Source organism: Methyloversatilis sp. S146-33, from assembly GCF_059552495.1.
Window position 1 is genome coordinate 1 of sequence record NZ_JCANOT010000026.1, and the last position, 13,533, is coordinate 13,533.

Annotated in this window: 13 protein-coding genes and 1 pseudogene; 6 read left to right on the plus strand and 8 right to left on the minus strand. The window is 64.8% G+C overall.

Annotation, left to right across the window (positions count from 1 at the left end; genetic code table 11):
- Positions 1-148 (plus strand): annotated as a pseudogene (locus tag AC51BJ_RS09465) (IS110 family RNA-guided transposase); the annotation flags it as partial.
- A gap of 324 nt (positions 149-472) precedes the next feature.
- Here AC51BJ_RS09465 and AC51BJ_RS09470 read toward each other — a convergent pair.
- Positions 473-2,416, minus strand: coding sequence for an ABC-F family ATP-binding cassette domain-containing protein (locus tag AC51BJ_RS09470; protein ID WP_496280059.1), 1,944 nt, complete (start codon positions 2,414-2,416; stop codon positions 473-475).
- A 193-nt stretch (positions 2,417-2,609) separates the two neighbouring features.
- A complete protein-coding gene (locus tag AC51BJ_RS09475) occupies positions 2,610-3,722 on the minus strand; it encodes a VIT1/CCC1 transporter family protein (RefSeq protein ID WP_430435317.1) in 1,113 nt (370 codons plus the stop codon).
- Between the two features lie 180 nt (positions 3,723-3,902).
- On the opposite strand from AC51BJ_RS09475, the gene AC51BJ_RS09480 reads away from it, so the two are divergent.
- The 3 genes from AC51BJ_RS09480 to AC51BJ_RS09490 all read left to right on the plus strand — a co-directional run bounded on the left by AC51BJ_RS09480 (position 3,903) and on the right by AC51BJ_RS09490 (position 5,993).
- Positions 3,903-4,400, plus strand: a complete 498-nt coding sequence (locus tag AC51BJ_RS09480; RefSeq protein ID WP_496280060.1) for a thiol-disulfide oxidoreductase DCC family protein — start codon at positions 3,903-3,905, stop codon at positions 4,398-4,400.
- On the plus strand, positions 4,393-4,785 hold the full coding sequence (locus AC51BJ_RS09485) for a DUF4149 domain-containing protein (RefSeq protein WP_496280061.1): 393 nt from the start codon (positions 4,393-4,395) through the stop codon (positions 4,783-4,785). Before AC51BJ_RS09480 ends, AC51BJ_RS09485 begins: the two co-directional genes overlap by 8 nt.
- A 257-nt stretch (positions 4,786-5,042) precedes the next feature.
- Positions 5,043-5,993 carry an SMP-30/gluconolactonase/LRE family protein gene (locus tag AC51BJ_RS09490; RefSeq protein WP_496280062.1) on the plus strand — a complete coding sequence of 317 codons (951 nt, stop codon included), beginning with the start codon at positions 5,043-5,045 and terminating at the stop codon, positions 5,991-5,993.
- 16 nt (positions 5,994-6,009) lie between these two features.
- On the opposite strand, the gene AC51BJ_RS09495 is transcribed toward AC51BJ_RS09490, so the two are convergent.
- Positions 6,010-6,093 carry an excalibur calcium-binding domain-containing protein gene (locus tag AC51BJ_RS09495; protein ID WP_496280275.1) on the minus strand — a complete coding sequence of 28 codons (84 nt, stop codon included), beginning with the start codon at positions 6,091-6,093 and terminating at the stop codon, positions 6,010-6,012.
- Between the two features lie 56 nt (positions 6,094-6,149).
- Here AC51BJ_RS09495 and AC51BJ_RS09500 point away from each other — a divergent pair, with 56 nt between their 5' ends.
- Together AC51BJ_RS09500 and AC51BJ_RS09505 are read left to right on the plus strand one after the other, a co-directional pair.
- Complete coding sequence (locus AC51BJ_RS09500) at positions 6,150-6,401, plus strand: hypothetical protein (RefSeq protein WP_496280063.1); 252 nt, start codon at positions 6,150-6,152, stop codon at positions 6,399-6,401.
- Between the two features lie 125 nt (positions 6,402-6,526).
- Entirely contained in the window at positions 6,527-7,252 is a 726-nt protein-coding gene (locus tag AC51BJ_RS09505; RefSeq protein WP_496280064.1) for an Hcp family type VI secretion system effector, read from the plus strand.
- Here the strand turns inward: AC51BJ_RS09505 and AC51BJ_RS09510 are convergent.
- The 5 genes from AC51BJ_RS09510 to AC51BJ_RS09530 form a co-directional block, all read right to left on the minus strand.
- Positions 7,237-7,572, minus strand: a complete 336-nt coding sequence (locus AC51BJ_RS09510) for an excalibur calcium-binding domain-containing protein (RefSeq protein ID WP_496280065.1) — start codon at positions 7,570-7,572, stop codon at positions 7,237-7,239. The genes AC51BJ_RS09505 and AC51BJ_RS09510 overlap by 16 nt on opposite strands.
- Before the next feature lie 74 nt (positions 7,573-7,646).
- The gene (locus AC51BJ_RS09515; RefSeq protein WP_496280276.1) at positions 7,647-9,293 is read right to left on the minus strand and encodes an ATP-binding cassette domain-containing protein; all 1,647 of its coding nucleotides are present in this window, start codon (positions 9,291-9,293) and stop codon (positions 7,647-7,649) included.
- A 118-nt stretch (positions 9,294-9,411) separates the two neighbouring features.
- The gene (locus AC51BJ_RS09520) at positions 9,412-10,401 is read right to left on the minus strand and encodes a protein NO VEIN domain-containing protein (RefSeq protein WP_496280066.1); all 990 of its coding nucleotides are present in this window, start codon (positions 10,399-10,401) and stop codon (positions 9,412-9,414) included.
- On the minus strand, positions 10,398-12,224 hold the full coding sequence (locus AC51BJ_RS09525; protein WP_496280067.1) for a DEAD/DEAH box helicase: 1,827 nt from the start codon (positions 12,222-12,224) through the stop codon (positions 10,398-10,400). Before AC51BJ_RS09525 ends, AC51BJ_RS09520 begins: the two co-directional genes overlap by 4 nt.
- Positions 12,211-13,533: a hypothetical protein gene (locus AC51BJ_RS09530; RefSeq protein WP_496280068.1), complete on the minus strand. Its 1,323-nt coding sequence runs from the start codon at positions 13,531-13,533 to the stop codon at positions 12,211-12,213. Before AC51BJ_RS09530 ends, AC51BJ_RS09525 begins: the two co-directional genes overlap by 14 nt.

The following is a 13,533-nucleotide window of genomic DNA, read 5'->3' on the forward strand; positions in this document are numbered from 1 at the left end:
CTACCAGCACATGCTCCAGCGCGGATTCAGCCGCACCCAGGCGCTTGTTGCGCTGGCCCGAAAACTCGCGCGCGTTGCCTTCTCACTGATGAAGAACGCCGCAGACTATGTCCCGAAACAACACGAAAACGCTTGCGGCGGAACATAGAATCTCCCACGGGAAGCACGCCCGGGCCGTCGGCTGAGCCCGGCTCTTGTGGGAGCCAGCGTGCTCGCGATGCGGCCGCTGCAATCCGCAGGCTTCGATGCAGGCCGCTGTCGGGGTCAGAAGACCCCTCCCACAGAACCCTCGCCCGCGCACAGGTCGTGGGGCCGCCACACCGCCCCTGTGGGAGCGGCCTTGGCCGCGACGCGGCCGCTGCCGTCCGCCGGCTTCGATTCAGGCCGCCGCTGTCGGGGTCAGAAGACCCCTCCCACAGAACCTTGGCCCTGGCTCCGGCTGCGGTTCAGCGCATCGCCGCAGCCGACAGGATCAGCCCGCCGCTTCGATCTGTTCCGACACCTCTAGCCAGCGCATTTCCTGCGCTTCGAGTTCTTCGTCCACCTTCTGCAGTTCGACGCCGACTTCGCCGATTTCCTTCGGCGGCAGCGCGCTGGCGAGCTTGGCGGTCAGTGCGTGCTTCTTCGTCTGCAGTTCGAGGATGCGCTGTTCGAGCTTGCCCAGTTCGTTCTTCAGCGCCTTGAGGTTCACCGGCACCTTCTTCACCGGCGCGGCAATGGGCGCTGCCTGCACGACCGGCGCGACTTCGGCTGGAGCGGACTTCATCGAATCCTTCAGCACTTCGCGCGCGCGCTTGGCTTCGTCCAGCAGGTAGCGCTGGTAGTCGTCGAGGTCGCCGTCGAAAGGCTCGATGCCGCCGCGCGACACCAGCCAGAATTCGTCGCACACCGAGCGCAGCAGCGAGCGGTCGTGGCTCACCAGCATCACCGTGCCTTCGAATTCGTTCAGCGCCACCGCCAGCGCCTCGCGCGTGGCGAGGTCGAGGTGGTTGGTCGGTTCATCCATCAGCAGCAGATTCGGGCGCTGCCACACCAGCATGCACAGCACCAGACGCGCCTTCTCGCCGCCGCTCATGGTGCCGACCGCCTGCTTCACCATGTCGCCGCTGAAGTTGAAGGTGCCGAGGAAGTTGCGCAGATCCTGTTCGCGGCCGCTCTGCCCTGCCGGCAGGCCTTCGCGCGCCATGCGCGTCATGTGTTCGAGCGGATTGTCCTGCGGGCGCAGCACGTCCAGTTCCTGCTGCGCGAAGTAGCCGATGGTCAGACCCTTGCCTTCGGTCACGCGACCGGCGATCGGCGCCAGCGCGCGGGCGATGGTTTTGACCGCGGTCGACTTGCCCTGGCCGTTGGCGCCGAGTATGCCGATGCGCTGGCCGGCCATGACCGACTTGTTCACATTGCGCACGATCACCGTCGGCGGCGTGCCGGCAGGCGCATCGGCCGGCGGCGGGTAGCCGAAGCTGGCGTCTTCCATCACCAGCATGGGGTTGGGCAGGTTGGCCGGCTCCTTGAACTCGAAGTTGAAGTCGGCCGTGGCCAGCATGGGCGCCAGCTTTTCCATGCGGTCGAGCGCCTTGACCCGGCTCTGCGCCTGCTTGGCCTTGCTCGCCTTGGCCTTGAAGCGGGCGATGAATTTCTGCAGGTGGGCGATCTTGTCCTGCTGCTTCGCGTAGGCGTTCTGCTGCAGCTCCATCTGCTGCGCGCGCATGTCCTCGAAGGTGCTGTAGTTGCCGCCGTAGCGCGTGAGCTTGCCGGCGTCGATGTGCAGCGTCACGTTGGTGATGGCGTCGAGGAATTCGCGGTCGTGGCTGATCACCACCAGCGTGCCTTCGTAGCGCTTGAGCCACGATTCCAGCCACACCAGCGCGTCCAGATCCAGGTGGTTGGTCGGTTCGTCGAGCAGCAGCAGGTCGGACGGACACATCAGCGCGCGCGCCAGCTGCAGGCGCATGCGCCAGCCGCCGGAAAAGCTGTTCACCGGATTGCACATCTGGTCGGCGGTGAAGCCCAGACCGAGGATGAGCGCCTGCGCCCGCGACTGCGCGTCGTGCGCGCCGGCGTCGTGCAACGCCATGTAGGCGTAGGCCATGCGCTCGCCGTCGTCGGTCGCTTCGGCAGCGTGCACTTCCTTCTGCGCGGCGAGCAGCGCGGTGTCGCCCTCGATCACGAAATCGGTGGCCGGCTGGTCGGTTTCCGGCATGTCCTGCGCCACCTGCGCCATGCGCCACTGCGTCGGCATGCTGAACTCACCGCCGTCCTCGTGCAGCGTGCCGTTGAGCAGCGCGAACAGCGTGGATTTGCCGGCGCCGTTGCGGCCGACCAGGCCGACCTTCTCGCCGGGGTTGATGGTGGCGGTGGCGCCATCGAGCAGCACCTTGGCGCTGCGGCGAAGGACGACGTTTCTGAGCGTGATCATGCGGGTGAAACTCCAGCGGGTTCTCCCGCGGGACAAACGGCGGCAGGACGTGGGGATGAGCGGATGCGCGGGCGGCCCGGCGCGGATCGCCTGCTGCCGGAGCAGAGGCGCAGCGACGCGCATATATAAGGCGCCGCCGGGGGCGGAGTATCGGGCGCGCCGGGGGTGGCCGTCAATCGAGCGGCCATCCGCTTCAGGCCAGCGACACCCCGATCAGCGCGCCGGTGCCGTAGGTCACCCCTGCCGCCACGGCACCGATCAGTACCTGACGCACCATCGAAAACACTGGCCCGCGTCCGCTGAACAGTGAGGTCGCCAGCCCGATCGCGGCCAGCGCGGCCGCCGACAGGCCACCGCTCCAGGCCATGCCGACAGCGCCCCCGGTGAAGAAGAAGGGCAGCACCGGGAACAGCGCACCCACTGCGAACAGCACGAAGGAGAAGCCGGCCGCGCTCCACGGATTGCCGCCCAGCTCGGCCGGATCGATACCCAGTTCCTCGCGCATCAGCGTGTCCAGCGCGGCCTTCTTGTCGCGCATCAGTTCGGTCGCCACGCGCTGGGCATCCTCCCGCGCCAGCCCCTTGGCCTGGAAGATGAGCGCCAGTTCCTTGCGCTCGGCCTCCGGCGTCTCTTCCAGCTCGGCCGCTTCGGCCGCCATCTGCGTCTGCGCGAACTCGCGCGAATTGGTGACCGACAGCCACTCGCCCAGCGCCATCGACACCGCACCGGCAATCAGCCCGGCCAGCCCGGTCAGCAGGATGGTCTGCGCTGGCGCACCGGCGCCGGCCACGCCCATCACCAGGCAGAGGTTGGACACCAGACCGTCATTGGCACCCAGCACCGACGCCCGCAGCTCGTTGCCAGAACCGCCGCGATGCCAGCGCTCGCCCTTGGCGATGGCGGCGCCGCTCATGCCGCGCGACTTGCCTGCGGCCGCCTCCAATACCGCCGCGTGCGAACGCTCTTCCGCCGACAGCGTCGCGGCGTCGGCCTGACCGGCGTACTTGTCACGGTCGGCGAACTCGGCGGTCGCCACCGAAGGCAGCACGAAGGACGGACCGAAGCGCTTTGCCAGCGCCGCCAGCACGCGCGTGCGAAAGCTGGGCCGGAAGGCTTCGGGTCTGACACCGGCGGCCTCCAGCTTGCTGCGCCACAGCTGCGCGTGCGCCGCCTCGGCTTCCGCCAGCTGGCGGAACAGGTCGCGCCGCACGGGATCTTGCTCGGCCTCGGCCAGCGCGGCGTACAGCGCGGCGCCGTCGAGTTCGTCGCGCAGATTGGACTGGTAGCGGTCAGCGGCAGCGGTCATGGCATGCGAAGCGGAAGCGAAGCCGCGATGGTGCCCGATCCGCGCACCGGTGTGCGGCGCAGCGGTCGACCCGGTGCCGGGAACCCGGACAGGCGCGCGCCCGTCAATGCCGCGTAACGCGTGGCGCCGGCGGCAGACGACCTTCGCCGCCTCCGCGCCCCATCACCCGGAGGAACCGCCTTGAACGCGCCAGAACAGCCGGACACGCTGACCGTGCTCTACGACGGCGGATGCCCCTTGTGCCGGCGCGAGATCGCGCACGTGAAAGGACTGGCAGACCAGCGGCCGGACAGCGCGCTGTGCTTCGTCGACATCAGCACCGACGCACCCGCCAGCGCCGCTTTCGGGGCCGACCGGACCGCCCTGCTCACTCGCTTCCACGTGCAGCGCGCCGACGGCTCGCGGCTGGACGGCGCTGCCGCCTTCGTGGCGATGTGGGCCCGTCTGCCCGGCTGGCGCTGGCTGGCCCGACTGGCGCGGCTGCCGGGCATGCTGCCGCTGCTGGAATGGGCCTATCGCGGCTTCCTGCGGGTCCGCCCGTGGCTGCAGGCGCGCGCCCGCCGTTTCGATCCGGCCGCAGCGCAGACCTGCTCATCGGAATGTCTGCCGCCCACCGCTGCCACGCCACCGGGTCCTGCGTCGCCCGGGAAAGCGGACGAGGCACACCGCCGTGCTTGAAACGGTCAGTCTGCTCACGGTGGCGCTGCTGTTCGGCGGCATGACGCTGTACGCCTTCGGCTTCGCCGCGGTGCTGTTCGCCGCCCTGCCGATCGACATGGTCCGGCTCACCCTGCGCCGCGCCTTCCCGCACTTCTACCTGTTCGTGATCGCGACCGCCGCCGCCGGCGCGGCACTGCTGTGGTCGCAGAACCGCGGCTCGGCGCTGCTGCTGGCGCTGATCGCCCTCAGCACGGTGCCGACCCGGCAGTACCTGATGCCGGCCATCAACGCGGCCACCGATGAGGGCCGGCACACGCGCTTCAAGGCATTGCACGGACTGTCGGTGCTGGTGACGCTGGCGCACATCGCGCTGTCCGCCGTCGTGCTTGCGCGCTTCATCTGAGCAGCGCTGAAACGTCGACCCCGTCGATCAGGTCGGCCTGATGGCGGCCGTGCGTGGAACTCATGCTATGTTCATCGCGGAAGGCGTCCGACGGCAGGGCGCTGCAGGCGGCCGAGCATGAATGCGCCGCGCCGCTCACCACCATCGGCCGCGAAGCCCGGAGCGCGCGACCGAACCGTCACGGCCATCCGCAGTCGACCTGCATGCAGACGGCGTGCCCCGTGGCCGCAATGCCCGGCATCCATCCCCTTCAATGCATGCGTGCATTGACTCACCCGACCGGAGAACTTCATGGCCCACACCCTGGCAGCACCTTCAGAGCACGATGTCTGGTCGCCGCGCTTGCGGCACTGACGTCGGCAGTCGCCCTCGCCGCCGAGCCGCACAGTGCGGAAGCGCCCGCGCAGCGCACCGGCGCCGCGCTGAAGGAGATCACCGGCCTCACCATGCCGGAATCGGCGGTCGCCCACCCGGACGGCCGCATCTTCGTGACCGAGATCGGCGAATTCAACAAGGCGGGTGACGGCAAGGTCACCGTCGTGCATCCGGACGGACGCACCGAAACGCTGGTCGGCGGGCTGAACGATCCCAAGGGCATGGCCCTGTCCAGCGAACACCTCTACGTCGCCGACATGGATCGTGTCCTGCGCATGGGCCTCGACGGCACGGTGACCGAACTGGCAAAGCCCGGCGACTTCCCGCACAAGCCGGTGTTCCTGAACGACGTCGAGATCGGCGGTGACGGCGTGGTCTATGTGTCGGACAGCGGCGACGACAAGGGCCAGGGCGCCGGCATCTACGCCATCGCGCCGGACGGCGGCATCCGCACCGTGCTCGGCGCGAATGCAGGCATCGTGCGCCCGAACGGGCTGCTCATCGACGGCGCCGGCGCGCTGCTGGTCGCCGACTTCGGCACCGGCAAGCTGTACCGTCTGGTGATGAAGAAGGCCGGCGGCAAGCCGGCGCTCAAGCTGCTCTACAGCGGCTTCGGCGCCGCGGACGGACTGGCGCGCGATCGCGACGGCGCGCTCTACGTGAGCGACTGGAAGGGCGGCAAGGTGTGGCGCCTGAGCACGCCGCGGTCAGCGCCGCAGCTCATCGCCGAAGGCCACAAATCGTCGGCGGACATCGCGCTGTCGGCGGACGGTCGCTACCTGCTGATGCCGGACATGATGGCCGGCAAGCTGGTGTTCCTGCCGCTGAAGTGAGCGCGCCGCAGGCCGCTCAACGGCCGCGGTATGGCTCGCAGCCGATGCCGTCACCGTCGCGGTCGAGGTGCGGGCCGTAACCGGGCTCGCCTGCGCGCAGCGGACAGCCAGCGGACGGAACAGGGGCGGCAAGGCATCACTGCGCCACGAGAAGGAATGGACCGCCACAGTCTTGCCGCCTGTGCGGTGCCTGATGTCCTGGCGCTGCGGCTCAGTGCGCCCGCCGCGCCAGCACCTCGTCGCGCGGGCAGGCTGGGCCAGTGCACCGACGCAACGATGCAGGCATCCGGAAACGCCGCCACCGACGACGGACGGAAGGCCCGCTTCAAGTGGCTGCACGGCCTGTCGGTGCTGGTGTCGCTGGCACATCTCGCGGTATCAGGCGTGGTGCTCGCGCGCTTCGTCTGAGATCGCACGGAGCGCTATCCGCTGTGCATGCGGGCTGCTTTAATGGATGCACTTTGCGTGCTGCGCGAAGCAGGCCGTCCGGCGTCCGCCCCGATGGCCGTCACCCACTCGACAGGGAGATTTCCATGCGCGTTCCGACACCGTTCCGCCCCGTACTGATGGCCGCCTCCATCGCGCTTGCGCTGTGCACAGGTCAGGCGCAGGCGGGTTTCGACTACTTCCTGAAGCTGGACGACATCAAGGGCTCAAGCACCGACGAAAAGCACGAGAACTGGAACGAGATCGACACCTTCACCTGGGGCTTCGGCATCGAAACGATCAGCACCAGCCCGACCAGCGACATCACCATCCGCCGCCCGGTGTTCCGCGACTTCGAATGGACGCAGGCGCTCGACACCAGCGTGGCCAAACTATTCGAGCGGGCCAGCCGCGGTGAGGCGCTGGACACCGTGACGCTGCACGCGACGACGGACATCGAAGGCCAGCGCGCAACCTTCTTCGAGATCGTGTTCACCGACGCCTTCGTCACCACGCTCGACCTGACCGGCAGCAGCGGCAGCGCGCCGGCCCTGTCGGCTGCCCTCGAATACCGCACCGTAACGCTGAAGTACATCACCCTGAAATCGTCCGGCGCCGTCGGCGAAGAATTCGTCAGCAGCTACGACCTGTCGACGCGCACCGGCTCGGCCGACGCGCTGGCCGCGGTCTATGCGATGGGGCTGTCCGGACCGACCGTGCTCATGGTGCCCGAGCCGGAAAGCTGGGCGCTGCTGCTCGCCGGACTGGGGCTGACAGGCTTCGCCGCGCGGCGGCGAGGCGCTGGCGGCGCGGCGACTCAACGCCCGCGGTAAGGCTCGCAGCCGATGCCGTCACCGTCGCGGTCGAGGTGCGGGCCGTAACCCGGCTCGCCCGCACGCACCGGCGCGGCGCCCGCGGCACGCGCTTCGGCACAGTTGCGGAAGGCGCGTCCGGCCGGCACCGCGGCCGCCCCTTCCGTCGCTGACGATGACGTGCGCGCCGGCGCGCCGCGGTGGCAGTGGTAGTCCCCGGTCTTGCGGTTGTTGTGGCAGCCCTCCGCATTCAAGCCGCCCGGATGCGCGGCCGCCGTGGCAGCCGTCGCCAGCAGCAGCGCGCTGGACAGCCATCGTACGGAACAGGGGCGGAAGGGCATCACTGCGGCACTAGACGGAACGGACCGCCACAGTCTAGCCGCCTGTGCGGCGCATGATGTCCGGGCGCTGCGGCTCAGTGCGCCCGCCGCGCCAGCACTTCGTCGCGCGGGCCGGCGTCGACCACGCGGCCGGCCTCGACCACCACCACGGTGTCGAAGCGCGCGAGCAGGCTGGGCCGGTGTACCGACGCAACGATGCAGGCCTCCGGAAACGCGGCCACCATGCGGTCGAACACCCGGCCTTCGGCCTGCGGGTCGAGCGCGCTGGTGGGTTCGTCGAGCAGCAGCAGCGAACTGCCATGCGCCGCCAGCGCACCGCGAGCCAGCGCCAGCCGCTGCCGCTGACCGCCGGACAGATTGCCGCCGCGCTCGCTGAGCGTGCTCTGCAAACCGTCGGGCAGGCACTCGAGCACTTCGTCGAATACGCCGGCGTGCATCGCCGACTGCAGCGCGGCCGGGTCGGCCGGCTGGCCGAAGGTGAGGTTCTCTTCGACACTGGCTTCGAACACCTCGGCTTCCTGCGGAATCAGTGTGGCCAGCCGGCGCAACTCCGCCCACGACACCGGCACACCGTCGCGCAGCAGCTCGCCCTGCTGCGGCATATAGAGGCCGGCCAGCGTGCGCAGCAGCGTGCTCTTGCCGCCGCCGCTCGGGCCGATCAGCGCGACACGCGAGCCGCGTCGCAATTCCAGATCCACGCCCCGAAGTCCACCCCGCTCGCCGCCGCGCGCGTCGTCGCCATAGCGCAAGGTCGCGCCGCGCAGTGTCAGGGTCTGCCACGGCGCGTCCGCCTGCACCGCGGGCACTGCCGCATCCGGCTCGCCAGGCGCGGCCCAGACCGGCTCCGCGCTGCAGTAGTCGGTGTGCATGCGCGCGAAGCCCTGAAAATTCGACGCCAGCGAAGCCACCACGCCGGCCGCCTGCTGCGCGTACTGGTAGATCATGAACACCGTGCCCAGCGCCACCGCCTGCCCCGGCGTGCGCACCTGCATGACATACACCACCACCAGCACCCAGGTGAGCCCCATGCCGAGCAGATCCACCGCGAACCACTTGCCCTCGTTCACCATCACCGCGCGCCGCAGCGGCGCCATCACCGCCTCCATGCGCCGGCCGAGCAGCACGCGCGACGCCGCCTGCAGCCGCAGCCCGATCACCGTGCCCGCGTTGCCGACGAAATCGAGCAGCGCTGCGGCATAACGGCGGTCGGCGTCGTTCTCTGCGCGCGCGAGCTGCATCAGCGTGCGGTCGAAGCGCAGGATGATGAGCGCGATCACCACATAGCCGCTCACCGCGATCGCGCCACTGGTGCGCGACAGCAGCGCCAGTGCGACCAACGGCCCGACGAAGTTGAACGCACTCTGCAGATAGTCGAACTGGTTCTGCGCGAAGTCCGACAGCGCCCGGCTCGCCTGCATCACGCGGTGCTGCAGCTCACCCGAATGCCGCCCGTCCCGCCACGCCAGCGGCGCCGCTGCGATGCGCGCATACAGCGCATCCGCCAGCCGCACGCGCACCCGCACGCCGACATTGCGCTCCAGCACCCGCCCCGGCCCGTGCAGCAACCAGGACAGCAGATAGATGCCCACCAGATAAAGAATCCACTGCCCCGCCGTCGCCATGTCGCCCTGCTGCAAGGCATTGATCGCCTGCGCCGCCAGCCAGGGCATGGTGAGCCGCAGCAGCTGCGCGCCGGACAGCAGCCCGGCGGCGCCGAGCATCTGCACGCGTGCGCCCTGGGCGTGGAGCCAGAGGGCGCGGTAGAGGTCGCGGGCGGCGGTGGGGAGGGTGGTGGCTGGCCGGAAAAGACTAGCTGCCGTCATTCATGCGAGTGTTGCATCACTGATCGGGAGTCGCGGAACGTACGGGGTCGTCATCAGGCCTATCACGGAAATCAGTCTCATAATCTTGAGGAGCTCCGAAAACCCGGCGGTCACCCGATATGGCCAACCGAGCTTCTGGGGGTACGCTCAAAATATCTTTAGAAAAATGGTCTTTGAAGGCCGCAAAAGGGATCTTGGTGCAGTCCCACAGACCCATGCCTTGATCGTAAGGCAAGTGATCCAGAAAGTTTTGGTTGCTCACGATCGCCAGCTTTGGAGTAGACGGGTCTTTCAGGTTCCACAGATGGAACACATGGGCATCGGACTCCATCGCCATCTCCCACTCGTTTCGAGTGAGCATCGCAAAACCAAAATTTCCTTGTGTTGATGTCTTCACCTCGATGGTGAGCTGCTTGTGGTCGGCGGCACCAACCACGGAGAGAACATCGTAGCCATCAGCGTTGTTATCGATGGCAATCCACTTGGGGGCCCTTCCGGTTCGCGCCGTCTCAAAGTTAATAGTCAAACGTTCCCCGATCCGCCCGATCTGGCCCAGCCTGTCATCGCGCTGTCCTCTGGCCCTTGCCGCAAGAGCATCCCAGAAGGCCACTACCGCATCATCTGTGCCATCTGCAAGCCCTGCCTCAGAGAAGACTTGTGCAATCTGGCTTCCAGCAAACCCCAGGACACGACTGCGGCCAAAGCTTGCGTTTTGAATCCAGCTGGGCCGCTCGATGTCGATGTAATCTAGGAGTGCTTGCCGCAGTTGTGCCTCATACCCATTGATCGCAAAGAGGCGGCTTCCTGTGGGAGAGAGCTCTGCTCCGCCAAGGCGATCGGCTTGCAACCAGTTTAGAGCCTGGGCCGTTTCTAGGACCTTTGCAGTTGGGATGCAACCCAGGTAGGCAAAGGCTGAATGGATTTCCGTGAAGGTGAGTTTCTGTCTACTGACGATGCTCAGTAGATCAAAGCACCCTTGTGCAAGTCCTGGGGAGAACGCAATCATGACTGCGCCTTGCTGAGGTCCCTTAGCAGTGCCTCAATGTCTTCGGAGGAAAGGCCGGTGCTGTACTCGTCATAGTCTTCGATGTCAGTGGGATCGAGAGCAATGGGGTCGGGCTTCAACGAAGAGTCTTCGAGAGCCTCGGCCATCGCTCCGATCTTCAAGTTAAGCCGCATCCGGACGGTCTCATCCACCGAGTCAAAGCATTCCACAATTTCGATTGTGGTCTTCTGATCAGGCGGCAGGCCGAAGCGATGGATGCGATCTTCGGACTGCAAGTAGTGAGCAGCGTTGAACGTTCGATCCAGGTAGAGGGCGTGATGGCACACGCGGTGCAGGCTAACCCCCTCACTGGCAGCAGCAGGGTTTGCCACCATCACCCGCACATTGGGATCATCGTGAAAGAGCTTGATCTTCCCCTCACGCGTCTCATCGTCGTCCTCTTCCCCAGCATCTACACCCCCGTGGATGTAGACGGCCCCAAGGTCTGCAAGACGCTGTGCGATGTACTCCACATTCCGAACGAACGATGACCAGATCAGAACCTTGTGCCCTTCACGTGCAAGCTGTCTCGCTCGCTTCAAAACATATTTGAGTTTTGGGCCATCGCCTTCTGCCAGCACTGCAGCCAAGATATCTGGGTGAGCAAATCCGATCTCGGAGGAGAGGAGAGCTGGGTTTGATACGAACTGCAATAGTCGGGCCACGGAGCGGCCCAAGCTTCTGAAGGCCTGCTTGCTACGAATGTTTAGAGCACTAGCTGCATCCCGGGCCACCTCGAACTTCATGAGCATGTAGAGCTCACTTTGCATAGGGGCCATAGGAAGCTGGACCATCACGCGCTCAATGGGTGGTAGCCCCAACTCCGCCTTGTTGGTGCGCACGTAGATGGGCTTCATCAACTCCACTACCGTGTCTGCATTAGCGGGAATCTCGGGATAGAGGAAAGCAAACTGCGGAATCAGATCCTCAGTGGACTGAGGCATGGGTGTACCGGACATGATCAGCTTGCCGACGGGCAAGTGAGCCAGGCCCAATGCTGCGCGGGCCGTTTGCTTTCCAACACCGCTCTTGATCCTGTGGCTCTCATCCAGGAACACATGCGCTTTGAACTGAGCCAAGTGTGCGGAAATTAGGTCGGGCACACGTGCTAGTTGCTGATAGGTGATCAACATCCATCGGGGGTCGTCCGATATTAGCTTGGCGATCTTCTCTTTGCCTCCACGCAGACGAGTGAACTGGACATGCAGATTGGGCATGCAGTCCGCCATCTGTTCATCCCAAGCAGCAAAGGCGTTCTTGGGAGCGATGACTAGCAAGCGCTCATCCTCGGTCGCTCGGTAGAAGAAGGTGGCTAGTGCCTCTGTGGTCTTACCGGCGCCGGGCACAGAGAAGGTTGCTCCAGCAGGAAGGGCCGCAATACGGCGCACGTTTCGAGCTTGCTTTTCTGTGAGCGTTCGACCAAAGCCCAGCAATTGAAGCTTTGCCCGCAGAGCCTGCTCATCAACCGTTTGGGCCTGCATCGCACGCTGATAGCCGTCAGTGGCCCTCCTTGACTGCCTCAGTAGGGCGGTAGCTTTATCACTGACGGCCAGGGTGCTACCCGGCACCAGGCCGTAGCCCTTGCAAATTTCACCGAAGCGATTTCGCAGCGCGATGAAGTTCCACCAGGGAAGGGTTAGCAGGTTGGCCGCTTCCTGTTTGGCGTCATCCGTTGAGTCCAAAATCAGCCGCTTGATGACATCAAACCAAGGGGAAAGCTCATCAGAGCCGTCCCACGCAAGGAGGGCTCGACGATCCTTCTCTCGGTAATCAATGCTTAGCATGCTGCTCTACGAAAGCACGGATTTTTTCCGACTGTACTTGGATGGCCTCAAGCTGCTTGACGACGCCCTCGATCTTGGATTCCGGCCGTAGCCCTTCCTTCACCGCCGCAGCCAAGGCGGCCTGGGCCTTGGCACAGCAGTCCAGAAGGTAGTTAGCGCTCTTGGCGTCTTTTTGCAGTTGCTTCTGGCTCTCAATCACCTCAACGATGATCTTGCGCGCGGCGTCAACGTTCTCAGGCTTCTGTATCTCTTGAGCCAGTGGCAAGTCCCTAGGGTCTTCACCGGCAGCAGCAGGCCCCCCCCCGAAGAGATCATCGATGCCACCGGGCACTGCCTTTGCTGGCTCTACCTTGAAGGTTTCAAGGAGCTTGATTCGAACCTCATCGATGCTCTCCAAGACGGCAGGAATAGCCTCGTACAAACGGCTACCTGCTTCCTCGGGCTTATCAATCAGAATGAAGGCGGCCTCTTTAAAAACTTGCTGCTTACCGACGCTAGAAATTTTCCCACGTGCAGCAACAATCTTTTTAAAAGCAAACTCGGAGTCACTCACCAAAGACCAGTGATTGGGCTTTCCACGGGACTTTAAAAACTCTTCCGCATAGGCTCTCATGTCAAAGAGCAGCTGAACCTCCGACTCCTTCATGTCGTAAAGCTCAGCAAGCTCCTTAGTGGAAAAGTTATCCCGCTTTTGCTTGGCGAGCATCATATTAGCTTGGGCATCCCAGCTGTAATCAGCTCGGATGTCCTTGGTGATTTGAAGCCTAGCTTCAAGTCGATCAATTTCCTTTTCTTCGCAGTGGGGCAACACTGCGATATCAATATGCTGAAAGTGGGTGTATTTTCCCGGGTCTTTATGCAACAGATCTCGCCAGGAGGCAAGACGACGGTTTCCGTTAACAACAAAGCCGTTTTCATCCAGAAGAATGGGATCGACCTGCTGATTGGCCGGATCATCAAAAAAGCCAGCCAGATCAGCTTGCTTGGTGAGCTGAACCAACAGGTTGTGCTGTGCTTCCTGAGCATCCCAAAGTTCCGGATCTCCTGAGAAAAGATCGCTACGGGCCTTGATATTTTTCGCCAGATATTCGGCTTGAAGAGAGGCCGTTCGGCCGTTCACCATCCGATATTTCGGTAGATCAATCGGTACACGAATGATCGGGATGTCGATGGTCTTGCCCTGAAAGACGACACGCTCAGTGGCTCCACTGGGCTTGGCAAGAAGCTTTGTAAACTCTTCCGTTCTTTTTGGCTTGGGCCAGCCAAAACGCGAGGTAGCAACTGCTTGCGGGTTCTGTGTATCGGGCAT

What these genes read in the sequence shown, in the direction of transcription:
- AC51BJ_RS09510 (WP_496280065.1), bottom strand. Translation starts at nt 7,572, where the DNA reads ATGCCCTTCCGCCCCTGTTCCGTACGATGGCTGTCCAGCGCGCTGCTG.
- AC51BJ_RS09505 (WP_496280064.1), top strand. Translation starts at nt 6,527, where the DNA reads ATGCGCGTTCCGACACCGTTCCGCCCCGTACTGATGGCCGCCTCCATC.
- AC51BJ_RS09475 (WP_430435317.1), bottom strand. Translation starts at nt 3,722, where the DNA reads ATGACCGCTGCCGCTGACCGCTACCAGTCCAATCTGCGCGACGAACTC.
- AC51BJ_RS09525 (WP_496280067.1), bottom strand. Translation starts at nt 12,224, where the DNA reads ATGCTAAGCATTGATTACCGAGAGAAGGATCGTCGAGCCCTCCTTGCG.
- AC51BJ_RS09470 (WP_496280059.1), bottom strand. Translation starts at nt 2,416, where the DNA reads ATGATCACGCTCAGAAACGTCGTCCTTCGCCGCAGCGCCAAGGTGCTG.
- AC51BJ_RS09530 (WP_496280068.1), bottom strand. Translation starts at nt 13,533, where the DNA reads ATGCCCGATACACAGAACCCGCAAGCAGTTGCTACCTCGCGTTTTGGC.
- AC51BJ_RS09515 (WP_496280276.1), bottom strand. Translation starts at nt 9,293, where the DNA reads ATGCTCGGCGCCGCCGGGCTGCTGTCCGGCGCGCAGCTGCTGCGGCTC.
- AC51BJ_RS09520 (WP_496280066.1), bottom strand. Translation starts at nt 10,401, where the DNA reads ATGATTGCGTTCTCCCCAGGACTTGCACAAGGGTGCTTTGATCTACTG.
- AC51BJ_RS09490 (WP_496280062.1), top strand. Translation starts at nt 5,043, where the DNA reads ATGCGTGCATTGACTCACCCGACCGGAGAACTTCATGGCCCACACCCT.
- AC51BJ_RS09500 (WP_496280063.1), top strand. Translation starts at nt 6,150, where the DNA reads ATGGACCGCCACAGTCTTGCCGCCTGTGCGGTGCCTGATGTCCTGGCG.